This is a genomic window from Pseudomonas sp. FDAARGOS_380, from assembly GCF_002591235.1.
Lineage (GTDB): Bacteria > Pseudomonadota > Gammaproteobacteria > Pseudomonadales > Pseudomonadaceae > Aquipseudomonas > Aquipseudomonas salmasensis.
The window spans coordinates 1,768,270-1,791,426 of the sequence record NZ_CP023969.1 but is presented as its reverse complement, the minus strand read 5'-3'; the positions used below and the strand labels follow the sequence as shown (position 1 = coordinate 1,791,426).

Sequence of the window (23,157 nt, the reverse complement as noted above, 5' to 3'; positions counted from 1 at the left end):
TTGACGCTCGGTGCGCAGAGAGGCACTTCTAATTACGATGCGATACGTATGCCTGTCGCACCGTAGTGATGCTTTAGATCTTGATCAAGCGTTGCTACAAAACGATCGGGGCGTACTCCGAGTAACGTCGAAGTTAGCCTCTGTACTGCTTCGACGTTCTTTGCTCTAAGAGCTTGGTTTTTAACGAGCTGTACGGTTAACAGAAGGTTGGTGGGCTCAAGAAAATCAATGAGCAATTTTTGTTGATTACTGATCTCGCGTTCAATAACTGAGATTGCGCCAAGCTCTCGAAAAACAGCCTCAGAGGAATCAAGATCAGCCTTGGATAGTTTTTTTTTGGTAGGTAAGGCTTCGACCTCATGAAGAAATGCATACAACCTTTCTTGGTATTTTTGCGCGTCGAGGTCTAGCCACAGACCGAGCCCTTTTATAAAACCGCAGATATGGGGATACCACCGACGTTCAAAAGCATCTCTGCCTTTCGCGTTTTCGTCCCTCTTGGTGATTTGGTATTCCCATGTCACCTGGAGAGAGTCACGGCGCCAGCGCTCCACTAGGTTCTCGATAACCGAAGGTGGAAATTCTTTATGTATTTTAAATATATCTAGCTGTAGCGAACGCAGCTGTTTAAGAGCGCTTTTAATACGCGAGAGGAGTTCAGACCTCTGATCAAGCATTTTACCTATTCTGTGGCTGCGAATGGATATGCGTTCTACGGAGGATAATTGGCGAAACGTATTTTTAACTTGATCGTCATCGAGACCAAGGTGATTAAAAGCGCAGCAATTACCGATTAAAACGTGCTGACCATCTTTGCATTCCACAGCGAAGCCTCGTGAATGTTCCTGTCCGCACCTGCTGCCTTTTTTGAGAAACTGACACCGTGCTTCTGACCTGATCAAATGATATGAGCGCAGGGGATGGCTGTATGTTTCCTTGGTCAATAGTTCTTCAAAATCAATAGTGAAAAGACTTTTGATTTCGTCCAGATATTTGATTTCGTGAGTTGCTTTGAGCGATGAGGACATGGACTACTCCACAATTTATGGGCGAGGCGTTACCACGAAGCATGATGTTAATCCGCCAGATAGTGGTTATGCAACCAGCCTGTGTACACATACAGTGCGCAAAATAATCTAACGGTATCTGTTCTTGACGACTCGGGGTGGGGGGCCGAGGGTTACCAGGCCCTAGCGACGAACACGAAAGAGCTAACAAGCCTGATGGGTATGGGTGAGATGCAGTGAATGCCGACTTGGTTGAACTGCTGCCGATTGTTAGATCTGTGAAGACAGTCAAAAGCTGTTTGTCGTTGATACTTTGCCGGTGGCGCGAACTGATTACCGAGTAGTCCTCGCCATTGCCAATATACAGCTCAAATATCTAACCATGGCTAGCCCGACACTTTTGTCTGATTTGAAGAATAGGCCGGGCCTCTTAGGTCTACGCGACCCTATTCCGCCGTGATATTGGCGAGAGCAATTTCGAAAGATTGGCGGCATGGGTCCATCACCTTACGGCATCACCGGCATGCGCGCTCCACAAGTGAGGTGTATGGGGTCTTCTTCAAACGCAAAAACTGCGTTGAAGAACTGCCGCTCTCTGAAACCTCTGTCTGGGCCGAGAGCGCATTTATTTTGTGAACCCAGTAGGCTTTTCTCATCTTTTCTGTGATTCCCGTCCTTGGCGGTCACAGAAAAAATGATATTTTCCCTGCGTTTGCTGGGTCTCCCGAATCATCTATTTTGTGAACCTACAATTAGTTTGGGGACTCATTAAGTGTCTTAAGTTGGCGGACTATTGTCGCCTTATAGAACAAACCCCGTCTGTTGTGGCGGGGTTTTGTCATTTAGGGAAGATCACTTTATCGCGTATCCATTGGATGCCGGTTTTTAAAAACGAGCCCATTTTTTCTATTATGCTCAGCGTCATGACAGCAATCGCTAGCTGCTGTACGTATCCGGAGTCTCATCAAAAGGACTCTGATATTCCCTTTGCCGAATGAATTTTTGCTGCGTAAGCACTTGACGGCTGGTCACTGGTGGAATGCTCTAGAGTGGGTCAGAACATGCTGATTGTGACGCCGCGTCACAAAAAGTTGAGTATGGGAGGAACTGGCCGCTGATACAGTGGAGCGCTTGCGGGTGATGCTGCGTAGGCGGGACGTTGCACCACCTCTCGCAGCACTGACCTATATAGATTCGGACCGCGCTGCACATAATCCGACTATCAATTCAATGATAGGGCTATGTGATTGCGAGCCATTCATGTCGATGTCAGAGTAGACAGCCGGACGGCTCTCTAGCATCCAGAAATATTCCTACTTACAAATGCATTCATGGGCAGACACCCTAAAACACGGAGTATGCCGTTCAAGATGTATCACGGCCTCCCGCAGCTCTACGCCTTTCTGAGGGCAGTGTGTGCACGCCCGATTTAAAGGATCAATCGCTTTGTAAGTTGCACCAGGTTGTTTAATTGAGCCGCCGCTGCGAATCCAGAGTATGGGATGGCCCCAAGCTGAGATATGGCTATACGCGGGTTTATTATTTTCGGAGCCATGGTGCGGAGCCGTGGCCACAAAGGGTGAAGAATGAGTACTTATTTTATGAGTGAGAAATGAATTAGCGTAGCTAGGGCCATCTCCCAACGGCGAGTCACCGCAAAACATAACTCCCAGTCGAGTAGCGTCCGCAGGTGCTAGGAAGGCTAGGCACTGCTCATTGGCTGGTGACAACTTTGCAAGATACGAAAGTTTTCGGGGGGGCGGAGGTGTTTGCTCTACTGAGTTTAAAGGTTCTAGAAACTGTTCATCGCCCCCTTGCGCAACGCGACTTGTAGCAAAAACGTTGTAATCAAACCAGCGAATTGGTACTCCATACGCTATTGCTTGCACAGCTATAGCTCGAATTGCTTGAGCTGCATCGATAAGCTCCAACCAATAGTTCGCCACTGCTGGAGCGACTTTGCCTTTGGTCTTCCTGTAACGGATCTGACTACGCCCATTTTCAAAGGCGCGTTCGGTTAGTGAAAGCTGTCGCCGATGGTGGCGATAATCACCATAGCTAGGAATGTAGTTCTGGCTTTTTTCCCAAGATCTCGTTACCTCCAACTCCACGCTTTCCTTTAAAGATTTATAGGGGAATGGAGCGTCTCTCTGCTTAAAGTCATCCGCTTGCTTTTGTAAGTTGACCTCTGTTCTTTCTGCTGTCGCTACCGTCTCGAAATGGGTTGTTACAGCCTCGATGTCAGTTGACAGGTTTCTGAGCAAATCTTGCGGCGTGCGATCTAATTCGGAAATGAGGCCGTGCATTGCAGCCTTGGGGTTTTCGATGAGTTCAGGTATGGAGTCTGCCCATGCTCCCGGAAGCCAAAACTCTCCTACGATGAGCCGCGAGGTATCTATCAGGGTAGCCAAGCCGCCCGCGTGATCGCGATCCGCATGGGTACAAATCACAATGTCAATTTTCGTCAGGCCAGGGGCGTGGTTTTTTAAAGCTTTTGATAAGTCGTGACTGTTATAGCCACCATCGACCAGCACTGTCTTACCGTCTCGGATCAGTAGGAACGCTTCTCCCCTGACCGGTAGAGCAATGAGCTTTTCCATATTACGTAGTCTTCCCAACAGTCTGTAGTTGGATGTCAATATGATACTAATCGCTTTGCGAAGAAAGGCTGCTGAGCCGGATTATCGAGAGCTACGATTTTTAAATGGAGGCTAGGCGCTACTGGGTATAGCAGTATTGCTCGCAATTGAGCGTGGGTTCAAAGATGGGCTTTATCACCGCGCTACGTTACTTGAGGCGGTCTGGTCCGATCTTGTAGTGCCAGGTACGGGGTTCGGATGTGGAGTTGAAGAAAGCTTTACGCACGGCTACAAATTCCGACGCCACTGCGCGGTTATCGAACAAAAATAATGATTGGTGATATCGAAAGAGTTTTGAGAGAAGTCCAGAGCAGATGCTTAACAGGGTCGTTCGACTTCTCAAGTTCTATGGCTGAAGTGAGTAAGCGATGGAGAAATAGATTTTGCTTAAAACGACATCAGGCAAAGGCAAGACCTTCACCTGATCTGCTTTTCTTGACCCATCCCAAGCTATTAAGCCGCCCGCTTCATTTTGCTTCTAAGCGGAATAACATTTCCGACATGCTGCTTTGGTACATGCTTGAATGAACTAGCCTCCTCGAAAATACGAGTCAGAATTGCATTCATGCCTCCCGCGTTGGCGATTCGCACGTTGCGGGCAGCACCACCATATACATAATGCCCCTGCGGCATTTTTAAGGGTTCACACCAAGTTTTCATTTATATTCCTGAGGGCCAAAATTGGCATCGCGGTGGATTGTAACTGCATGGACTCCATAGGTGATTTCCAAAGCATGTGCCTTCAGCGCATGACGCAAGTCTGTTTGGAATGCTTCTTTGATGCGCTCACGTGATGCAACCACGTAGAGCTGGTCCCAAGGAAGGGTCCAGACGTTCAAGGTCTTTTTCTTCATGAAGCCGTCGATATCGATAGCGATATCTTTCACGCTTTTAGCCATCCTAAGAAATCCTAAGCAGTTCTATGATTAGCTAATCGATACTATCGGCTAGCGAACTGAGAGTACCTCTTAGCCTGGGAGATGGCAACATGCTTTTATCGGCTTGTTGCAGTGCTAGTCATGTAGAATTATCTGTCACGACGCTGGAGATGAGATGAGTAGCTCGACCCTCGACCGCGGTTGCCGCTTTTCCATGGCTTATCTGATCGTGAAGCTATGAGGAATTCTGCGAGCGATACATTTATGTCGGTCAAAAAACAGCAGTGACACGTTAACTTTGGCCCGCCCGCGACATCTATTGCCATCGTTCCCCGGCTGTGTCTTCTGGTCGCACATCGGGGACCCAGGGCACCGAGTGTGCCCATCGATGCTGGATAACGCCGCTTGACCAAAGAAAGGCCAACTCTAAGCGTTGGCCTTTTTTGTTGGGGGGTGTCGCGCATTTTTAAATGCTCCACGTGGAACATCGACATTTTTAACTTTCCACAGCGGGTGTCACACTCTCCAAGCGATACCCGTACCCATAGATCGTCAACAGCTGCCAGCCGCGATCCGCCGTCAGCCCTAGCTTGTTACGCAGGCGGTAGATATGCGTGTCCAACGGCCGCGACGAGACCATTTCTTCGTGGCTCCAGAACCGCTCATACAGGTACTCGCGAGACAACGGGCGGGCCAAGTTGGCAAACAAACAGCTGGCTAGACGGTATTCCCGTTCTGTCAGGTTGATGGGTTTGCCTGCGCGGGTCACAGTTAGTTCGGCATCGTCGAACGTCAGGTCGTTAAAGCTCTGCACTTCCTGGCTAGCCGACTTCTGCAACCCGTGGCGCCGCAGGACGGCACTGACGCGTGCTTTGAGTTCGTTGGGCCGAAACGGCTTGCTGACATAATCGTCCGCCCCGCTATTCAACGCTGTCACGATGTCGCTCTCGGCATCGCGGCTGGTGAGCATGATGACGGCGGGAGGCGATTCCATGTGCTCGCGAGTCCAGCGCAATAACGCTATCCCGGAGATGTCCGGCAGTTGCCAGTCGAGGATCAGCAGGTCAAAGGTTTCCCGACGCAGCTGGCGCAGCAGGTCTTCACCGCGCTCAAAGAAATGCAGGGACCAGGGCTGTTCAGCCGGTCCGGGAATCTGTCGCAGTGTCTGTTCCACCCGTCGCAACTCCGCGGGTTCGTCATCCAGTATTGCGACACGCATAGGCGGGGTCCTTCCTACAAAAATACGAGAGCTTGAATGGGGGGCACATGGTGTACAAATGCCGGCCTCTGAATCTGAATAATTATGGACGGATTCTACAGTGCTTCGATCTCTCGATACGCTGAAAGCGCCGTAAACTCAATTCTCTGTGATCTTCGAAGAAGATATCGGCTCCTGTTGGTCTGGAAAAGGCTCGGCGCCGATCGCCTCGCCCGTGCGTCATGCCTGCTCCAATGTGCGGTATCGTTCATCGTGCGGCCGTGGGAAGTCCTTCAATGAGACCGAAATAAGCTTCACTGGTTTCAGAACACCGCATGCACTTCATCGCAACCCCATGGAGAGGGATCCTGGGCTTATGACACGTTTACTTATTGACCATCAATGCCTTGGCACGCTCGTGGCGGTAGCCCTGTGAACCTATGGCGCAAAGCCGAGAAACGCCAACCTACCCAGGCCCAGCTTTTGTTCCATGGGTTGGTTCGTGAATGGCTGCTGATCGGTCTGGTACTCCTGCCCTTTACCGCCTACTTATCCTTGAGCGCTGGCCTGGCGCTTAACAATCCGCTCTATGACAGCCTGCGCCGCCTCACGCCCTTACCGGTGGACCCACGCATCGTTCTGGTGACTATCGATGCGCCGAGCCTGGAAGCACTTGGCCCGTGGCCTTGGCCGCGTAGCGTACATGCCGACCTGATTGAACGCCTGAACGCTGCCCAGCCGGCGGGTATTTTGTTTGATGTGATCTTCAGTGAGAGCGGCAACAGCAATGACGACCAGCGCCTGGCCGATGCCGTATGCAAAGCCGGCAATGTATTGCTGCCCATCGCCGGGGATAGCAGCGTCAGCCCCAAGGCCCAGGTAACGCCGTTGTCGCCACTGCTCAAGTGCGCCAAGGGCGTCGGGCACATCAACGTCGAAGCGGATAAAGACGGTGTGGTGCGTAGCGTGTATCTACGTGAGGGCCCTGCGGGAAGCACACTCCCTCAGTTGGCGTGGCTGGCATTCGCCATGAGCGAGCATGCCGAGACGATGCCGGGCCTGCCGCAAGAGCCTACTGGAGGGCACTGGCACCAGGAACATGAGATTCGTGTGCCGTTCACTTCGGAACCAGACCCTTTTCCCAGCGTGTCCTACGTCAGCGTATTACGTGGCGAGGTACCTCCCGAGTCGCTGCGGGGTCGCCTGATTCTGATCGGCGCCTCAGCCTATGGCATGGCCGATCGTTTCGTGACGCCGCTCTCTTCCACCGTAGGTACCACAGCGGGGGTTGAGATCCAGGCGGACGTACTGAATGGTTTATTGCAGGGCCGCAGCATCGTCGATCTGCCCGGCTGGCTGGCGGCGTTGCTGGCAACGTCCCTGGTGGCCCTGCTGCTGGGCCTTCTGCTTGTGCGCCCCCGCTACGCCCTGTGGATGACCTTGGCAGGCATGGCCGCGGCGTTGCTGGGCTCATGGGCCCTATTGCGCCTGGGCCACTGGTGGAGCCCCGCAGCGTGCCTGATCGGTTTGCTGCTCAGTTACCTGATCTGGAATTGGCGGCGCCTGAGCGTAATCCTCGCCTACTTTGGCTGGGAACTGGCACGCCTGGATAACGAACCCAAGGTGCTTCCGGAACGGCGTCGCGCGCCCGCCAGCAAGGGCGATGTGTTGCAAGGGCGCATCTTTGCCCTTGAACAAGCCGTCAGCCGTACCCGCGATACGCGGCGCTTTATGGCGGACGGCTTGGAGTGCCTGCCGGTAGCAACCCTGATCACCGACCCTCAGGGCAGCATCCTGTTGGCCAACCGCGTGGCCCGTGAAGTATTCGGCAATGACCTAGTCGGCGAAAACCTCGTCGAACAGCTTGCTGATCTGGGCTATCCCCCGCTGCACAATGGTGTACGCCCTACCCTGTCGGCGCTGGAACTGGTCGAGTTTCGCGATATCCACCAACGCAGTTTGCGCATGGAATTGGCACCCTTGCTGCCTGCCGAAGGGGATTTCGCCCTCGGCTGGTTGTTGAGCCTCACGGACCTGAGCAAGGAGCGTGAAGCCCAGCAGCACCGCGAGACGATGCTGCGTTTCCTGTCCCATGACCTGCGTGCACCGCATTCAGCGATCCTCGCCCTGCTGGACGTGCACAACGGAGAGTCCCCTGTGTTTGCCCAAATCGAACAGCAGGTACGGCGCGCCTTGAGCCTGACCGAGTCCTTTGTGCAATTGGCCAAGGCTGAAGCGGACGGTTACCAGTTCCAGCCCACCCTGTTTGCCATGCTGGTGATGGATGCCTTTGATCAGGTGGCGGTGATTGCGCAGTTGAAGGGCATCCATTTGGTTCACGACCTGGATGAGGCGGACGAGGCCATGGTCTACGCCGACCAATCGCTGCTCACCCGGGCGTTGTTCAATGTGCTGGAGAACGCGATCAAATATTCCCAATCCGGTACCACCGTCAGGTTGAGGCATGGCAGTGCGCAAGGTTGGTTGGAGTGCAGGATAAGTGACCAGGGACCGGGGATTGCGCCTGAGGATCTGCCGGAGTTGTTCAACCAATACCGACGTTTCGATTCGGCCCAGGGCAGCGAAGGTCTTGGGTTGGGCCTGACCATGGTCAAGGCGGTAATAGAACGGCACGGTGGGCGCATCGTGTGTGAAAGTGAGCTGGGCAAGGGCTCGACGTTTATCCTGCTGCTGCCGTTATTGGAGGACTGAAAAAGCGGCTTTTCTGCTGTGCATAAAAAACCGGTCACAAGGACCGGTTTTTTTATGAAGAAAAAACTTATGCACGTTTTTCTGAATTTTATGAGCTTCAGAAATATGTAAGTAAATCAGCTTGTTATGATGCAAAAAAGCAAATTCGCCAACAAAGCGTACACAGGTTATCCACAGATGCTCATACTGCCGGCGTTTCCACCACGACGGGTTCCGGTGGCAGGGAGCCCATGGCGCGTTGCTGCGCTTCATTCCATGCCGCAGCACGGTCATTCAGAGCGGCGATGGCACGTGGTCCTTCGCCTTCTGCATACATCGGCTCGCCGATCACCACGGTGATAGTGCCCGGGCGTTTGGCCCAGCCAGTCTTGGGCCAGAACTTGCCGGCGTTATGCGCAATCGGCAGCACAGGCAGGTTGGCGTTGACCGCCAGGGCGGTACCACCGCGTGAGAACTTGCCCACGGTGCCGTAGGGCACCCGCGTGCCCTCGGGAAAGATCAGCACCCAGACGCCGTCCTTGAGCAACTCATCGCCCTTCTTGGCGACATGCTTGAGCGCAGCCTTTGGGTTGTCCCGGTCGATGGCGATCGGCCGCAACATGGCCATGGCCCAGCCGAAGAACGGCACATACAGCAACTCGCGCTTGAGCACCTGGCTCAATGGCGAGAAGTACGCCGAGAGGAAGAACGTCTCCCAGGTGCTCTGATGGTTGGAGAGAATCACGCACGGTTGATCAGGGACGTTTTCAGCGCCTTTGATCTCGAAACGAATATTCAGGAACACCTTGCTCAGCCACAACGCGCAGCGGCACCAGTAGACGTTGATGAAGCGATAGCGCGCCTTGAAGGGCAGGAACGGTGCAATAAAAAAGCTCAGGGTGCACCAGAGAAACGAACTGGTGCCCAGCAGCAGGTAAAAGAAAAAGGTTCTGATGGCCTGCAAGATCGACATGGCGGCATTTACCGTTGCGGGACACGGCCCGCCTGTTAAAAGCGCACTCCCGAACAGTCCTTGGTCAGGAAGTCGAGGGCGGCTAGTTGTTGATAAGTTCTGCGGCAACAGCCGCCAGATCGTCAAAAATCAAGGTGCCTACCGGCAGGTTTTTAGCCTGGGTCTTTTCGCCTTTCCCGGTTTTAACCAAAACTGGCTGAGAGTCGACGGCTTTGGCCGCCTCCAGGTCACCGAGGCTGTCCCCGACGAACCATATCCCAGCCAAGGGCACCTTGTAATGTTCTGCAATAATTTTCAACATGCCAGGCTTGGGCTTGCGGCAATCGCAGCCCTCATCCGGCCCGTGGGGGCAGTAAACCACCAGCCCCACCTCACCGCCCTGTTCGGCCACTAACGCGCGCAAACGCGCGTGCATGGCCTCCAGGGTCGCGATGTCGTAGTACCCGCGGGCGATGCCGGACTGGTTGGTGGCGATGGCCACCGTCCAGCCGGCTTTGCTCAACTGCGCAATGGCCTCGATCGAACCGGGCAGTGGGATCCACTCCTCCACCGACTTGATGTAAGCGTCGGAGTCGTAGTTGATCACCCCGTCCCGATCGAGAATCAGCAGTTTCAACATGGTCAGCCCAGTACGGAGATGTCGGCGATATTGATGAACAAGCCACGCAGGCGCGCGAGCATGGCGTAGCGATTTTTGCGCACGCCAGCATCGTCGGCATTGATCATCACCGCTTCGAAGAACGCATCCACCGGCTCACGCAAGGACGCCAGGCGCGCCAACGCTTCAGCGTAGTTACGCTCGGCGATCAGCGGCTTCACGGCGTTCTCGGCCTTGGCAATGGCCGAGTTCAGCGAGAACTCCTTGGCATCGGCAAACAGGCCCGGGTCGACTTCAGCAGTGCCGAGGTTGTCGGCCTTGCTCAGCAGGTTCGACACGCGCTTGTTCACGGCGGCCAGGGCATCGGCTTCCGGCAGCTTGCGGAACGCTTGCACGGCTTGTACACGCTGGTCGAAGTCCAGCGCCGAGCCCGGTTGCAGCGCACGTACCGACAGGTAGACGGAAACGTCCACGCCTTCGTCTTCGTAACGCGCACGCAGGCGGTCGAACACGAACTCCAGCACTTGCTCGGCCAGGCCGGCTTGCTTGACCTTGGTGCCGAACTGGCCGACGGCGAATACCACGGCCTGGGTCAGGTCGAGGTCCAGCTTTTTGTCGATCAGGATACGCAGCACGCCCAAGGCCGCACGGCGCAGGGCATACGGGTCTTTGCTGCCGGTGGGCAGCATGCCGATACCGAAGATACCCACGAGGGTGTCCAGCTTGTCGGCAATGGCCACGGCTGCACCGGTCAGGGTGCTCGGCAGTTCTGCACCGGCACCGCGCGGCATGTACTGCTCGTTCAGAGCCAGGGCAACATCATCCGGCTCGCCGTCGTTGAGGGCGTAGTAGTAACCCGCCACGCCTTGCATCTCTGGGAACTCGCCGACCATTTCGGTGGCCAGGTCGCACTTGGACAGCAAGCCGGCACGGGCGGCCCAGGCTGCGTCGCCGCCAATACGTGGGGCAATGTAGGCCGCCAGCTTGGAAACACGCACGGCTTTGTCGTAGACGCTGCCGAGTTTTTCCTGGAACACCACGTTTTGCAGGCGCAGGTTGAAGTCTTCCAGCTTCTGCTTCTTGTCTTGCTTGAAGAAGAACTCGGCGTCGGTCAGGCGCGGGCGCACGACTTTTTCGTTACCGGCGATGATCTGCTGTGGGTCTTTGCTTTCGATGTTGGCCACGGTGATAAAACGCGGCAACAACTTACCGTCCACGTCCAGCAGGCAGAAGTACTTCTGGTTGTCCTGCATGGTGGTGATCAAGGCTTCTTGCGGCACGTCGAGGAAACGCTCTTCGAACGAGCACACCAGCGGCACCGGCCATTCCACCAGGGCGGTCACTTCGTCCAGCAGGCTTGGCGGCACGATGGCAGTGCCTTCCTGCAGACGGGCCAGCTCTTCGGTGCGCTTGCTGATCAGCTCGCGACGCTCATTGGCGTCGGCCAGCACATAAGCGGCGCGCAGATCGTTGAGGTAGTTGGCCGGCGAAGTGATGCGCACGCTTTCTGGATGATGGAAGCGGTGACCACGGGAATCACGACCCGCCTTCTGGGCGAGGATGGTGCAATCGATGACCTGGTCGCCGAGCAGCATCACCAACCATTGGGTTGGACGCACGAACTCTTCCTTGCGCGCACCCCAGCGCATGCGCTTGGGGATAGGCAGGTCGTTCAGGGAATCTTCAACGATGGTCGGCAACAGGCTGGCGGTCGGCTTGCCGGTGATGACCTGGCTGAAACGCAGTTTCGGGCCGCTCTGGTCGATCTCGCTCAGTTCCACGCCACACTTCTTGGCAAAGCCAAGGGCGGCCTGGGTCGGGTTGCCTTCGGCGTCGAAAGCCGCCTGGCGCGGTGGGCCGTCCAGGTTGATGTTGCGATCCGGCTGCTGGGTTTCCAGCGCGGTCAGCAGCACAGCCAGGCGGCGCGGCGCGGCGTAGACTTTTTTGGCTTCAAACTTCAGGCCGGCAGTCTGCAGGCCTTTTTCGATACCGGCCAGGAATGCATCGGCCAGGGTATTGAGGGCCTTGGGTGGCAGCTCTTCGGTGCCCAGTTCAACCAGGAAATCTTGAGCACTCATTGTGCAGCCTCCAGCTTAGCCAACACTTCATCACGCAGGTCCGGGGTTGCCATCGGGAAGCCCAGCTTGGCGCGAGCCAGCAGGTAGGCTTGGGCGACGGAACGCGCCAGGGTGCGCACACGCAGGATGTATTGCTGGCGCGCAGTAACCGAAATGGCACGGCGGGCATCCAGCAGGTTGAAGGTATGGGAGGCCTTCAACACCATTTCATAGCTTGGCAACGGCAGCGGCTGGTCGAGCTCGATCAGGCGCTTGGCTTCGCTTTCATAGAAGTCGAACAGTTCGAACAGCTTGTCGACGTTGGCGTGTTCGAAGTTGTAGGTGGACTGCTCCACCTCGTTCTGGTGGAACACATCGCCGTAGGTCACCTTGCCGAACGGGCCGTCAGCCCACACCAGGTCGTAGACCGAGTCCACGCCTTGCAGGTACATGGCCAGGCGTTCCAGGCCATAGGTGATCTCGCCGGTGACCGGGTAGCACTCGATGCCGCCGGCTTGCTGGAAGTAAGTGAACTGCGTCACTTCCATGCCATTGAGCCAGACTTCCCAGCCCAGGCCCCAGGCACCCAGGGTTGGCGATTCCCAGTTGTCTTCGACGAAACGGATGTCGTGCACCAGTGGGTCCAGGCCCACATGTTTCAGCGAGCCCAGGTACAGCTCCTGGAAGTTATCCGGGTTGGGCTTCAATACCACCTGGAACTGGTAGTAGTGCTGCAGACGGTTCGGGTTTTCGCCGTAGCGGCCGTCAGTCGGGCGGCGACTGGGCTGCACATAAGCGGCGTTCCAGGTTTCCGGGCCGATGGCCCGCAGGAATGTAGCGGTGTGGAAAGTGCCGGCGCCTACTTCCATATCGTAGGGCTGAAGTACCACACAACCTTGCTCGGCCCAGTATTGCTGGAGGGCGAGGATCAAGTCTTGGAAGGTACGCACGGCTGGCGTAGGCTGGCTCACGAAATTCACCTGTTACTTGGGCTGCGATTTAAAGAGCGGGAGTATACCCGATTCGGCCCCGCCACCACTCCCTGGAGCCTTATGCCACGCTGCTTTTGGTGTTCTGAAGATCCGCTGTACATGGCTTATCACGATCAAGAGTGGGGAACGCCGCTGCGCGATGCGCAGGGTTTGTTCGAGTTGCTTTTGCTCGAAGGGTTCCAGGCAGGCCTGTCCTGGATCACCGTTTTACGCAAACGCGAGCATTATCGAAAGGTGTTGTTCGGCTTTGATGCGCAGCGTCTGGCGCAGTTGAGCGATGAAGAAATCGAGGTGCTGATGCAGGACCCGGGCATCGTGCGCAATCGCTTGAAGCTCAACGCTACCCGGCGCAACGCCGCGGCCTGGCTGGCGCTGGAGGATCCGGTGGGGTTGCTGTGGTCGTTTGTCGACGGTAAACCCAAGGTCAATCACTTCAAGGATCGCAGCGACGTCCCGGCGATCACGCCCGAAGCCGAAGCCATGAGCAAAGCCTTGAAAAAGGCCGGCTTCACCTTCGTCGGGCCGACCATCTGCTACGCCTTCATGCAGGCCTCGGGCATGGTCATGGACCACACCCAGGACTGCGACCGTTACGCGGACTTGGTCAACGCCGGTTAGAATGCCGGCTTTGCGCACCACACACGATCAGGAGTGACCTGTGGAAAAGTTTAAAGGCGCCTTGCTGGTAGGCGCTCTTCGGTTGTTTGCCCTGCTGCCCTGGCGCGCCGTACAAGCCGTCGGCACGGGGATCGGCTGGATCATGTGGAAAACCCCCAACCGTTCCCGCGATACGGTGCGGATCAACCTCTCCAAATGCTTCCCGGACATGGACCCGGCAGAGCGCGAGCGCCTGGTGGGCCGCAGCCTGATGGACATCGGCAAGTCCCTCACCGAGAGCGCCTGCGCGTGGATCTGGCCGGCGCAGCGCTCTATCGACCTGGTCCGCGAAGTCGAAGGCCTGGAAGTGCTGCACGAGGCCCTGGCTTCTGGCAAAGGCGTGGTAGGCATCACCAGCCACCTGGGCAACTGGGAAATGTTGAACCACTTCTATTGCAGCCAGTGCAAACCGATCATTTTCTATCGCCCGCCCAAGCTCAAGGCGGTGGACGAGTTGCTGCGCAAGCAGCGCGTGCAGTTGGGCAACCGCGTGGCGGCGTCCACCAAGGAAGGCATTCTCAGCGTGATCAAGGAAGTGCGCAAAGGCGGCCAGGTGGGCATTCCTGCTGACCCGGAGCCGGCTGAATCCGCCGGGATCTTCGTACCGTTTTTTGCCACCCAGGCGCTTACCAGCAAGTTCGTGCCGAACATGCTTGCGGGCCACAAGGCGGTGGGGGTGTTCCTGCATGCCCTGCGGCTGCCGGACGGCTCGGGTTACAAGGTGATTCTGGAGGCGGCACCGGAGGACATGTACAGCACCGACACCGCGACGTCCTGTGCGGCGATGAGCAAGGTAGTAGAGCGTTATGTCGGCGCTTACCCAAGCCAGTACATGTGGAGCATGAAACGCTTCAAGAAACGCCCGCCGGGTGAGGCGCGGTGGTATTGACTCACCGCTGACTCAAGGTCTATGCGAAACCAATGTGGGAGCGGGCTTGCTCGCGAATGCGGTGTATCAGCTACTTATTCAGTGACTGACACTCTGCATTCGCGAGCAAGCCCGCTCCCACCTTTTGATCTTTATTCAGGCCTGGCGATCTAGTTTCTTCAGAAACACTGTCATCTCTTTCTCGGCCTGTTTGTCGCCATGGGCCAACGCCGCTTCTATGCCTTTTTCCCAAGCGTGTCGTGCCCCAGCGTTATCACCCTGCCCCAACTGCGCCTTGCCCAACAACTTCCACGCCGCCGAATACTTCGGATCGAACTCGACGCATCGCTGCAAATGCTCGGCCGCCTTGGCGTTGTCCTTCAGGTCCAGGTAACCCTTACCCAAGCCAAAGCGCAGCAGCGAATTGTCCACGCCCTTGGCGAGCATTTTTTCCAGGGACTCCAGCATCGGTTCACTCCTTGATCAGAAAAAGCTCAACCCCACGTGGAACAGCTTCTCCACATCGCGGATATGTTTTTTATCCACAAGGAACAAAATCACATGGTCTCCGGTGGCGATCACCGTGTCGTCGTGGGCAATGATCACTTCTTCATCACGAATGATCGCGCCAATGGTGGTGCCCGGCGGCAGGCCGATATCGCGGATAGCCTTGCCGATGACCTTGCTCGACTTCGAATCGCCATGGGCAATCGCCTCGATGGCTTCCGCTGCGCCACGGCGCAACGAGTGCACGCTGACAATGTCGCCACGGCGCACGTGGGCGAGCAAGGTGCCGATGGTCGCCAACTGCGGGCTGATGGCAATGTCGATATCGCCGCCCTGGATCAGGTCCACATAGGCTGGGTTGTTGATGATGGTCATCACCTTCTTCGCCCCCAGCCGTTTGGCCAGCAAGGACGACATGATGTTGGCTTCGTCATCGTTGGTCAGGGCCAGGAAGATGTCGGCGTCGGCGATGTTCTCTTCCATCAGCAGGTCACGGTCCGAGGCGCTGCCTTGCAGTACGACAGTGCTGTCGAGGGTGTCGGACAAATGCCGGCACCGCGTCGGGCTCATCTCGATGATCTTCACCTGGTAGCGGCTTTCGATGGCTTCGGCCAAACGCTCGCCGATCTGCCCACCGCCGGCGATGACGATGCGTTTGTAGCTTTCGTCGAGCCTGCGCATTTCGCTCATGACTGCGCGAATATTCGCCTTGGCGGCGATGAAAAACACTTCGTCGTCGGCCTCGATCACCGTATCGCCCTGAGGCAGGATCGGCCGGTCACGGCGGAAAATCGCGGCCACGCGGGTTTCCACGTTCGGCATATGCTCGCGCAGCTGGCGCAGTTGCTGGCCCACCAGCGGCCCGCCGTAATAGGCCTTCACGGCCACCAGTTGCGCTTTGCCTTCGGCGAAGTCGATGACCTGTAGCGCACCTGGAATTTCGATCAGGCGCTTGATGTAGTGGGTCACCACCTGTTCCGGGCTGATCAGTACGTCCACCGGGATGGCGTCGTTATCGAACAGACCGGCGCGGGTCAGGTACGCCGCTTCGCGCACCCGAGCGATCTTGGTCGGGGTGTGGAACAGGGTGTGGGCGACCTGGCAGGCGACCATGTTGGTCTCGTCGCTGTTGGTCACGGCCACCAGCATGTCGGCATCGTCGGCGCCGGCCTGGCGCAGCACCGTTGGAAACGACGCGCGGCCTTGCACCGTACGGATGTCCAGGCGGTCGCCCAGGTCGCGCAAACGCTCGGAATCGGTGTCGACCACGGTGATGTCGTTGGCTTCACCGGCCAAATGTTCGGCCAGCGTGCCACCGACCTGCCCTGCTCCAAGGATGATGATTTTCATCCGGTCACTCCCTTAAAACCATTCAGCCGCGTGCGGCGGCGATCTTGATCAGTTTGGCGTAGTAGAAGCCATCGTGCCCGCCTTCTTGCGCAAGCAGTTGGCGACCGTGGGGCTGCTTGATGCCGGCCGTGGTAGCGAGGTCCAGCTCACGCGCGCCGCTGGTGCGGGCGAGGAAGGCTTGGACGACCTCGGTATTTTCGGTGGGCAAAGTGGAGCAGGTGGCGTAAAGCAGGATGCCGCCGACTTCCAAGGTGGGCCACAGCGCGTCGAGCAGTTCGCCTTGCAGCACCGCCAAGGCGGCGATGTCGTCGGGCTGGCGGGTCAGCTTGATGTCCGGATGACGGCGGATCACGCCGGTGGCCGAGCAAGGGGCGTCCAGCAGGATGCGCTGGAAGGGCTTGCCGTCCCACCAGGCGGCGGTGTCGCGGCCATCCGCGGCGATCAGCTCGGCGCTCAAGCCCAGGCGTGCGAGGTTTTCCCGCACGCGCACCAGGCGCTTGGCTTCAAGGTCCACCGCGACGACACCGGCCAGGCCTTTTTCCACTTCAAGGATGTGGCAGGTCTTACCGCCGGGCGCACAGCAGGCGTCGAGTACGCGCTGGCCGGGGGCAAGGTCGAGCAAGTCGGCGGCCAACTGCGCAGCTTCGTCCTGCACACTGATCCAGCCTTCGGCAAAGCCTGGCAGGCTGCGCACATCGGCAGCGGCTTCCAGCACGATGCCGTCCGTGCTGTACACACAGGGCGTGGCGTTGGTGCCAGCGTCCGCCAGTAACTGCAAATACGCGTCACGGCTGTGGTGACGGCGATTGACCCGCAGGATCATCGGCGGATGCGCGTTGTTGGCTGCGCAGATGGCTTCCCATTGCTCAGGCCAAAAGGCTTTCAGGGATTTTTGCAGCCAACGCGGGTGGGCGGTGCGCACCACCGGATCATGTTCCAGCTCGGCCAGCAGGGCTTCGCTTTCGCGCTGGGCGCGGCGCAGCACGGCATTGAGCAGGGCCTTGGCCCAGGGTTTTTTCAGCTTGTCGGCGCAACCGACGGTTTCACCGATGGCGGCGTGGGCGGGCACGCGGGTGTAGAGCAACTGGTAGAGGCCCACCAGCAACAGCGCCTCGACATCGGCGTCTGCCGCTTTGAACGGTTTTTGCAGCAGCTTGGCGGCCAGCGCAGACAACCGTGGCTGCCAACGGGCGGTGCCAAAGGCCAGGTCCTGGGTGAAACCGCGATCCCGGTCTTCGACCTTATCCAGTTGCGTCGGCAATGAACTGTTCAGCGAAGCCTTGCCGTTGAGGACGGCGGCGAGAGCCTTGGCGGCGGCCAGACGTGGGTTCATTGAGTGACCACCCCAAGCGTGGTGCCCAGGGCGAATTTCTCACGACGGCTATTGAACAAATCGCTGAAGTTCAGCGCCTTGCCGCCGGGCAATTGCAGACGCGTCAGGCACAGCGCCTGTTCGCCGCAAGCTACCAACAGGCCGTCTTTGCTGGCGCCGATGATCTCGCCGGGAGCGCCTGTGCCATCGGCCAGGGTCGCGGCCAACACTTTCAAGGCTTCGCCGTTGAGGGTGCTGTGGCAGATCGGCCATGGGTTGAAGGCACGTACCAGGCGCTCCAGCTCCACGGCCGGGCGGCTCCAGTCAATGCGCGCTTCGTCCTTGTTCAGCTTGTGGGCGTAGGTGGCCAGGCTGTCGTCTTGGATTTCACCTTCCAGGGTGCCGGCAGCGAGGCCGGCGATGGCCTGGATCACGGCGGGCGGGCCCAGCTCAGCGAGGCGGTCGTGCAGGCTGCCGCCGGTGTCTTGGGCGGTGATCGGCGTGGTGACCTTGAGCAGCATCGGCCCGGTATCCAGGCCGGCTTCCATGCGCATCACGGTCACGCCGCTCTCGCTGTCGCCGGCTTCAACGGCGCGTTGAATCGGCGCCGCACCGCGCCAGCGTGGCAGCAGTGAAGCATGGCTGTTGATGCAACCCAGGCGCGGGATATCCAGTACCGCCTGGGGCAGGATCAAGCCGTAGGCCACCACCACCAGCAGGTCCGGCTTCAGCGCGGCCAGTTCGGCCTGGGCCTCGGCGTTACGCAGGGTCGGCGGCTGCAACACGGGAATGTTGTGCTCCAGCGCCAACTGCTTGACTGGGCTGGGCATCAGTTTTTGCCCGCGACCGGCCGGGCGATCCGGCTGGGTGTACACCGCGACGATGTCATAAGGGCTGGCAAGCAGCGCCTTGAGGTGTTCGGCGGCAAATTCAGGAGTGCCGGCAAAAACAATGCGCAATGGCTCGGTCATGGGAGTTCTCGGTTAAAAACAGTCACAAAAGAAAAAGGCTTGCCGCAGCAAGCCTTTGGAAGAAGGGCATCAGGCTTGCTGGCGATGCTTTTTTTCCAGCTTCTTCTTGATGCGGTCACGCTTGAGCGTGGACAGGTAATCGACGAACAGCTTGCCGTTGAGGTGGTCGCATTCATGCTGGATGCACACCGCCAGCAGGCCTTCGGCAATCAGCTCGAAAGGCTTGCCGTCACGGTCCAGCGCCTTGATCTTCACGCGCAGCGGGCGTTCCACATTCTCGTAGAACTCCGGCACCGACAGGCAGCCTTCCTGGTATTCGCCCATCTCTTCGGTCAGCGGTTCGAACTCAGGGTTGATGTACACCCGAGGTTCGCTGCGGTCTTCCGACAGGTCCATGACTACGACGCGCAGATGCACGTTGACCTGGGTCGCGGCGAGGCCGATGCCCGGGGCTTCATACATTGTTTCAAACATGTCATCGACCAACTGACGAACCTTGTCGTCCACTACGGCCACCGGCTTGGCGATCGTGCGCAGGCGCGAGTCGGGAAATTCGAGGATGTTCAAAATAGCCATAAGCGTAATTGCTGCACATGTGAGGAAGAGACAAATCGGCGGTGGGATGGACCCATACGGCCGGTGTGAAACGCTCGGAAGCCGCGAAGGCCATGGCATTTCACGCGAACGCACATAATAAAGGAGATTCACCCCATGAGGAAATCGCTACTCGTCTTGCTGCTGTGGGCCCCGTTCGCCACGGCGTTGATTGCGCAACCTACTGAGCGCCTGGATCAGGCAGCGCAACAGGCCATCCAGCACTTCTTACTGCACAACCGTATTTTTGACTCGCCCCAGGACCTGGACAAAGCCCCTTACATTATTGCCGCGCAAGGCGGGCGCGTGCTGGGCGCTAACGACGAGCGTGTGTTTGCACGCGGTCAACTGAACCCGGCCCAGCCAAGCTACGGGATATTTCGGCGGGGCAAGGCCTACACCGACCCCGATACCCAGGAATTACTCGGCATCAATGCCGACGACATCGGCACTGCGCGCTTTTTGCTTGCCGACAGCCTCACCACCCTGGCAGTGCAGCGGGTGACCCAGGAGATTCGCCCAGGTGACCGTTTGTTGCGCGCCGAGCCTCCCGTTGCTTTGGCCAGCCTGGAAGCCGGCAAACCTGCACCCTTGATTACAGGGCACATCATCGACATCCCCAAGGGCGTCACGCAGATCGGCGTGCTCGACGCTGTGACCCTCAACAAGGGCCGCCGCGATGGCTTGGTGGAAGGCCAACTGCTCACAGTGATCAAGGCTGGCGCCACCGTGCGAGACGCCCTCACCGGCACGCCCACTCCCCTCCCGGATGAGCGAGCCGGCACCCTGCTGGTGTTTCGTACCTATGAAAAACTCAGCTATGCCCTGGTGCTCAGTGCTTCACGGTCGTTGGCCGTGCAAGACCGTTTCGAGACGGCTGATCAAGCGCAATAAATAGCCTGCTAAATAAGTTACCAACAGAGTTATCCACAGCTTGTTCCGGTCAAGGATGATCATATGAATCCGATAAACAGTAGCGATATTTCCCCGGCAGAGCTGGAAGCCCGGCTACGCTTGCACAGGCTGCCAGAACTGGGGCCCAAGCGTTTTCACGTATTGATCCAAGCCTTTGGTTGCGCTTCCAAGGCCCTGAGTGCTCCCGCCAGCGCCTGGCGTTCCCTCGGTTTGCCCGCCGTCAGTGCCGAGGCTCGACGTAGCCCCAAAGTACGTGACGGTGCCAGTGAGGCGTTGGCCTGGCTGGCGCGCCCGGCCCAGCATTTGCTGATGTGGGACCAACCGGATTACCCGGCGTTGCTCGCGCAGATCGACGATGCACCGCCGTTGTTATTCGTTGCGGGCGACCCCGGTATTCTGGAAAAACCACAGTTGGCCATGGTCGGTAGCCGGCGCGCCTCGCGCCCGGGCATGGACACGGCAGCGGCCTTTTCCCGCAGCCTGGCGAGCGCCGGTTTTGTCATCACCAGCGGGCTGGCAGTGGGCATTGATGGCGCGGCGCACCAGGCGGCATTGGACGTGGGCGGCCATACCATCGGCGTGCTTGGCACGGGCCTGGAAAATTTTTATCCACAGCGCCATCGCAAGCTCGCTGCGGCGATGATTGCCCAAGGCAGCGCCGTGGTTTCCGAGTTTCCGCTGGATGCCGCGCCCCAGGCCGGTAATTTCCCACGGCGCAACCGGATCATCAGCGGGTTGTCGTTAGGCGTACTGGTGGTGGAGGCCAGTATCGCCAGCGGCTCGCTGATCACCGCACGCCTGGCCGCGGAGCAAGGGCGTGAGGTGTACGCGATTCCTGGCTCCATCCACCACCCCGCCGCCAAAGGCTGTCATCAACTGATCCGTGATGGCGCGGTGTTGGTGGAAACCATCGAGCACATACTTGAAGGCCTGCGTGGTTGGCAGCGGTTGTCCCATGCGGCACCGGTGCCCGTGACCCATCCGCTGGTGGCGCTGCTGCACGCGGCACCGCATAGCAGCGAAGCCTTGGCGATTGCCAGCGGTCGGCCGTTGTCCCAAGTACTGGCCACCCTTACAGAGCTGGAGTTGGAGGGCCAGGTGATTTGCGAAAGCGGGCGCTGGCTGGCGCGGTGTCCGCTTTGGTAGTGGCCCGTTTTTGGCGCTAGGTTTTGTAACGAAGATCGGTAAACTGCCCAGAGCTTTAGTCCGGAGAGTTAACAATGGTCAACAGGTGGCGTGTGCTGGAAGCCGCACGGGAAATTCGCGCAGGCGCGGTGATCGCCTATCCGACCGAAGCGGTCTGGGGCCTGGGCTGCGACCCGTGGAACGAAGAAGCAGTGGATCGGCTGTTGGCGATCAAGAACCGCTCGGTCGACAAAGGCCTGATCCTGGTGGCGGACAATATTCGTCAGTTCGACTTTCTGTTTGAAGATTTCCCGGACACGTGGGTCGAACGCATGGCCAGCACCTGGCCAGGGCCGAATACCTGGCTGGTGCCCCATCAGGACTTGCTGCCCGAGTGGGTCACGGGTGTGCATGACACCGTAGCGTTGCGGGTCAGTGATCATCCGTTGGTGAGAGATTTGTGCGCCGAGGTCGGCCCGTTGATTTCCACCTCGGCCAACCCCCAGGGGCGCCCGGCAGCCCGCACGCGGATTCGCGTGGAGCAGTATTTTCGCGGGCAAGTGGACTTGGTGTTGGGCGGTGCCCTGGGTGGGCGCAAGAACCCGAGCCTGATTCGGGACCTGGTGACGGGTGATGTGGTGCGCCCGTCCTGACACCGCAGTGCACCCATCGCAGGCAAGCCAGCTCCCACATTTGATCAGTGTTCGCCGTCAAATGTGGGAGCTGGCTTGCCTGCGATGAGGCCCTTAAGGCAGCAGAATGGTCGACCCAGTCGTGCGCCGCCCCGATAACTCCGTCTGCGCTTTGGCCGCCTCCGCCAGCGAGTAGCGCTGGTTGATATCAATGCGCACCTTGCCACTCTTGATCATCGAAAACAGATCGTCCGCCATCGCCTGCAAGTTCGCCGGGTTGTTCGCGTAGGTCGCCAAAGTCGGCCGGGTGACGTACAGCGAACCCTTCGCCGACAGAATCCCCAGGTTCACCCCATCCACCGCCCCCGACGCGTTGCCGAAGCTCACCAACAAGCCCCGCGGCGCCACGCTGTCCAGGGAAGTCAGCCAGGTGTCCTTGCCGACGCCGTCGTACACCACCGGGCATTTCTTGCCGTCAGTCAATTCCAGTACGCGTTGTGCGACATCTTCCTTGCTGTAGTCGATGGTTTCCCAGGCGCCCAGCGATTTGGCCAAGGCCGCCTTTTCCGGCGAACTGACCGTACCGATCAACTTCACCCCCAAAGCCTTGGCCCATTGGCAGGCCAGGGAACCGACGCCACCGGCGGCGGCGTGGAACAAAATGGTCTCTCCGCCTTTGAGCTCATAGGTCTGGCGCAGCAGGTACTGTACGGTCAGGCCTTTGAGCATGGCACCGGCGGCCTGTTCAAAGCTGATCTCATCCGGCAGGTGCACCAGGTTGGCGGCAGGCAACACGTGCAACTCGCTATAGGCACCCAGCGGGCCGCTGCCGTAGGCCACACGGTCGCCGACTTTGAATTGGCTGACTTCACTGCCAACGGCATCGACTACGCCAGCGCCTTCCGCACCCAGGCCCGATGGCAGGGCGGGCGGCGCATAGAGGCCACTGCGGAAATAGGTGTCGATGAAGTTCAGGCCGATAGCTTCGTTGCGCACCCGTACCTGCTGTGGGCCAGGCTCCGCTGGCGTGTAGTCCACATACTCAAGCACTTCGGGCCCGCCATGGGCGCTGAACTGGATACGTTTGGCCATCTGCACTTCTCCTTGGGTTCGAATCTGCGTAGCCCCCTATCGGACTCCTAAGCTTGATCTTCGTCAACTGCCGCGCACCTAAGTGCAGTGGCATCTAAGCG

The 23,157-nt window shown here is 58.2% G+C and carries 20 protein-coding genes and 1 pseudogene; 6 read left to right on the top strand and 15 right to left on the bottom strand.

Going from position 1 to position 23,157, the window contains the following annotated elements:
* Positions 1-32: 32 nt before the first annotated feature.
* The 5 genes from CRN80_RS30500 to CRN80_RS08395 form a co-directional block, all read right to left on the bottom strand.
* Positions 33-1,028 carry a hypothetical protein gene (locus tag CRN80_RS30500; protein ID WP_138183505.1) on the bottom strand — a complete coding sequence of 332 codons (996 nt, stop codon included), beginning with the start codon at positions 1,026-1,028 and terminating at the stop codon, positions 33-35.
* 1,292 nt (positions 1,029-2,320) lie between these two features.
* Positions 2,321-3,607 carry an MBL fold metallo-hydrolase gene (locus CRN80_RS08410; protein ID WP_098949949.1) on the bottom strand — a complete coding sequence of 429 codons (1,287 nt, stop codon included), beginning with the start codon at positions 3,605-3,607 and terminating at the stop codon, positions 2,321-2,323.
* 492 nt (positions 3,608-4,099) lie between these two features.
* Positions 4,100-4,306, bottom strand: coding sequence for a hypothetical protein (locus tag CRN80_RS08405; protein WP_098949948.1), 207 nt, complete (start codon positions 4,304-4,306; stop codon positions 4,100-4,102).
* Positions 4,303-4,545 (bottom strand): hypothetical protein, encoded by a 243-nt coding sequence (locus tag CRN80_RS08400; RefSeq protein WP_098949947.1) that lies wholly within the window; start codon positions 4,543-4,545, stop codon positions 4,303-4,305. Before CRN80_RS08400 ends, CRN80_RS08405 begins: the two co-directional genes overlap by 4 nt.
* A 475-nt stretch (positions 4,546-5,020) precedes the next feature.
* Entirely contained in the window at positions 5,021-5,743 is a 723-nt protein-coding gene (locus tag CRN80_RS08395; RefSeq protein ID WP_032894379.1) for a response regulator transcription factor, read from the bottom strand.
* A 411-nt stretch (positions 5,744-6,154) separates the two neighbouring features.
* Between CRN80_RS08395 and CRN80_RS08390 the strand changes: the two genes are divergently transcribed.
* Positions 6,155-8,434: a CHASE2 domain-containing protein gene (locus tag CRN80_RS08390; RefSeq protein WP_032894377.1), complete on the top strand. Its 2,280-nt coding sequence runs from the start codon at positions 6,155-6,157 to the stop codon at positions 8,432-8,434.
* A gap of 181 nt (positions 8,435-8,615) precedes the next feature.
* On the opposite strand, the gene CRN80_RS08385 is transcribed toward CRN80_RS08390, so the two are convergent.
* From CRN80_RS08385 to glyQ, 4 genes and pseudogenes are all read right to left on the bottom strand, one after another.
* Entirely contained in the window at positions 8,616-9,386 is a 771-nt protein-coding gene (locus tag CRN80_RS08385; protein WP_044270205.1) for a 1-acyl-sn-glycerol-3-phosphate acyltransferase, read from the bottom strand.
* An 82-nt stretch (positions 9,387-9,468) separates the two neighbouring features.
* Positions 9,469-10,038, bottom strand: a pseudogene (gene gmhB, locus CRN80_RS08380) (D-glycero-beta-D-manno-heptose 1,7-bisphosphate 7-phosphatase); the annotation flags it as partial.
* Positions 10,008-12,062, bottom strand: a complete 2,055-nt coding sequence (gene glyS / locus CRN80_RS08375) for a glycine--tRNA ligase subunit beta (RefSeq protein WP_098949946.1) — start codon at positions 12,060-12,062, stop codon at positions 10,008-10,010. The gene glyS and the pseudogene gmhB, both read right to left, overlap by 31 nt.
* Positions 12,059-13,012 (bottom strand): glycine--tRNA ligase subunit alpha, encoded by a 954-nt coding sequence (gene glyQ / locus CRN80_RS08370; RefSeq protein ID WP_003187265.1) that lies wholly within the window; start codon positions 13,010-13,012, stop codon positions 12,059-12,061. Before glyQ ends, glyS begins: the two co-directional genes overlap by 4 nt.
* Before the next feature lie 81 nt (positions 13,013-13,093).
* Between glyQ and CRN80_RS08365 the strand changes: the two genes are divergently transcribed.
* Together CRN80_RS08365 and CRN80_RS08360 are read left to right on the top strand one after the other, a co-directional pair.
* Positions 13,094-13,651 (top strand): DNA-3-methyladenine glycosylase I, encoded by a 558-nt coding sequence (locus tag CRN80_RS08365; protein ID WP_032894371.1) that lies wholly within the window; start codon positions 13,094-13,096, stop codon positions 13,649-13,651.
* A 40-nt stretch (positions 13,652-13,691) separates the two neighbouring features.
* Complete coding sequence (locus CRN80_RS08360) at positions 13,692-14,579, top strand: lysophospholipid acyltransferase (RefSeq protein WP_098949945.1); 888 nt, start codon at positions 13,692-13,694, stop codon at positions 14,577-14,579.
* Between the two features lie 135 nt (positions 14,580-14,714).
* Here CRN80_RS08360 and CRN80_RS08355 read toward each other — a convergent pair whose 3' ends face one another.
* From CRN80_RS08355 to def, 5 genes are all read right to left on the bottom strand, one after another.
* Positions 14,715-15,026 (bottom strand): lipopolysaccharide assembly protein LapB, encoded by a 312-nt coding sequence (locus CRN80_RS08355; RefSeq protein ID WP_032894369.1) that lies wholly within the window; start codon positions 15,024-15,026, stop codon positions 14,715-14,717.
* Between the two features lie 15 nt (positions 15,027-15,041).
* Positions 15,042-16,415, bottom strand: a complete 1,374-nt coding sequence (gene trkA, locus CRN80_RS08350) for a Trk system potassium transporter TrkA (RefSeq protein WP_003187270.1) — start codon at positions 16,413-16,415, stop codon at positions 15,042-15,044.
* Between the two features lie 22 nt (positions 16,416-16,437).
* On the bottom strand, positions 16,438-17,748 hold the full coding sequence (gene rsmB, locus CRN80_RS08345) for a 16S rRNA (cytosine(967)-C(5))-methyltransferase RsmB (RefSeq protein ID WP_098949944.1): 1,311 nt from the start codon (positions 17,746-17,748) through the stop codon (positions 16,438-16,440).
* Entirely contained in the window at positions 17,745-18,698 is a 954-nt protein-coding gene (gene fmt, locus CRN80_RS08340; RefSeq protein WP_098949943.1) for a methionyl-tRNA formyltransferase, read from the bottom strand. The genes rsmB and fmt overlap by 4 nt, the downstream gene beginning before the upstream one ends.
* A gap of 69 nt (positions 18,699-18,767) precedes the next feature.
* The gene (gene def / locus CRN80_RS08335) at positions 18,768-19,274 is read right to left on the bottom strand and encodes a peptide deformylase (RefSeq protein WP_003187273.1); all 507 of its coding nucleotides are present in this window, start codon (positions 19,272-19,274) and stop codon (positions 18,768-18,770) included.
* A gap of 135 nt (positions 19,275-19,409) precedes the next feature.
* Here def and CRN80_RS08330 point away from each other — a divergent pair, with 135 nt between their 5' ends.
* The 3 genes from CRN80_RS08330 (at position 19,410) to CRN80_RS08320 (ending at position 21,985) form a co-directional block, all read left to right on the top strand.
* On the top strand, positions 19,410-20,186 hold the full coding sequence (locus CRN80_RS08330) for a peptidoglycan-binding protein (protein WP_098949942.1): 777 nt from the start codon (positions 19,410-19,412) through the stop codon (positions 20,184-20,186).
* A gap of 63 nt (positions 20,187-20,249) precedes the next feature.
* Positions 20,250-21,353, top strand: coding sequence for a DNA-processing protein DprA (gene dprA / locus CRN80_RS08325; RefSeq protein WP_098949941.1), 1,104 nt, complete (start codon positions 20,250-20,252; stop codon positions 21,351-21,353).
* 74 nt (positions 21,354-21,427) lie between these two features.
* Positions 21,428-21,985, top strand: a complete 558-nt coding sequence (locus tag CRN80_RS08320) for an L-threonylcarbamoyladenylate synthase (protein WP_003187278.1) — start codon at positions 21,428-21,430, stop codon at positions 21,983-21,985.
* A gap of 93 nt (positions 21,986-22,078) precedes the next feature.
* Here the strand turns inward: CRN80_RS08320 and CRN80_RS08315 are convergent, their stop codons facing one another.
* Positions 22,079-23,056, bottom strand: coding sequence for a quinone oxidoreductase (locus CRN80_RS08315; RefSeq protein WP_098949940.1), 978 nt, complete (start codon positions 23,054-23,056; stop codon positions 22,079-22,081).
* Positions 23,057-23,157: the final 101 nt, after the last annotated feature.

Bases quoted from the DNA above. Each gene is read 5' to 3' on its own strand.
- CRN80_RS30500 (WP_138183505.1), bottom strand. From the start codon at position 1,028: ATGTCCTCATCGCTCAAAGCAACTCACGAAATCAAATATCTGGACGAA.
- CRN80_RS08410 (WP_098949949.1), bottom strand. From the start codon at position 3,607: ATGGAAAAGCTCATTGCTCTACCGGTCAGGGGAGAAGCGTTCCTACTG.
- CRN80_RS08405 (WP_098949948.1), bottom strand. From the start codon at position 4,306: ATGAAAACTTGGTGTGAACCCTTAAAAATGCCGCAGGGGCATTATGTA.
- CRN80_RS08400 (WP_098949947.1), bottom strand. From the start codon at position 4,545: ATGGCTAAAAGCGTGAAAGATATCGCTATCGATATCGACGGCTTCATG.
- CRN80_RS08395 (WP_032894379.1), bottom strand. From the start codon at position 5,743: ATGCGTGTCGCAATACTGGATGACGAACCCGCGGAGTTGCGACGGGTG.
- CRN80_RS08385 (WP_044270205.1), bottom strand. From the start codon at position 9,386: ATGTCGATCTTGCAGGCCATCAGAACCTTTTTCTTTTACCTGCTGCTG.
- glyS (WP_098949946.1), bottom strand. From the start codon at position 12,062: ATGAGTGCTCAAGATTTCCTGGTTGAACTGGGCACCGAAGAGCTGCCA.
- CRN80_RS08365 (WP_032894371.1), top strand. From the start codon at position 13,094: ATGCCACGCTGCTTTTGGTGTTCTGAAGATCCGCTGTACATGGCTTAT.
- CRN80_RS08355 (WP_032894369.1), bottom strand. From the start codon at position 15,026: ATGCTGGAGTCCCTGGAAAAAATGCTCGCCAAGGGCGTGGACAATTCG.
- trkA (WP_003187270.1), bottom strand. From the start codon at position 16,415: ATGAAAATCATCATCCTTGGAGCAGGGCAGGTCGGTGGCACGCTGGCC.
- rsmB (WP_098949944.1), bottom strand. From the start codon at position 17,748: ATGAACCCACGTCTGGCCGCCGCCAAGGCTCTCGCCGCCGTCCTCAAC.
- fmt (WP_098949943.1), bottom strand. From the start codon at position 18,698: ATGACCGAGCCATTGCGCATTGTTTTTGCCGGCACTCCTGAATTTGCC.
- def (WP_003187273.1), bottom strand. From the start codon at position 19,274: ATGGCTATTTTGAACATCCTCGAATTTCCCGACTCGCGCCTGCGCACG.
- CRN80_RS08330 (WP_098949942.1), top strand. From the start codon at position 19,410: ATGAGGAAATCGCTACTCGTCTTGCTGCTGTGGGCCCCGTTCGCCACG.
- dprA (WP_098949941.1), top strand. From the start codon at position 20,250: ATGAATCCGATAAACAGTAGCGATATTTCCCCGGCAGAGCTGGAAGCC.
- CRN80_RS08320 (WP_003187278.1), top strand. From the start codon at position 21,428: ATGGTCAACAGGTGGCGTGTGCTGGAAGCCGCACGGGAAATTCGCGCA.
- CRN80_RS08315 (WP_098949940.1), bottom strand. From the start codon at position 23,056: ATGGCCAAACGTATCCAGTTCAGCGCCCATGGCGGGCCCGAAGTGCTT.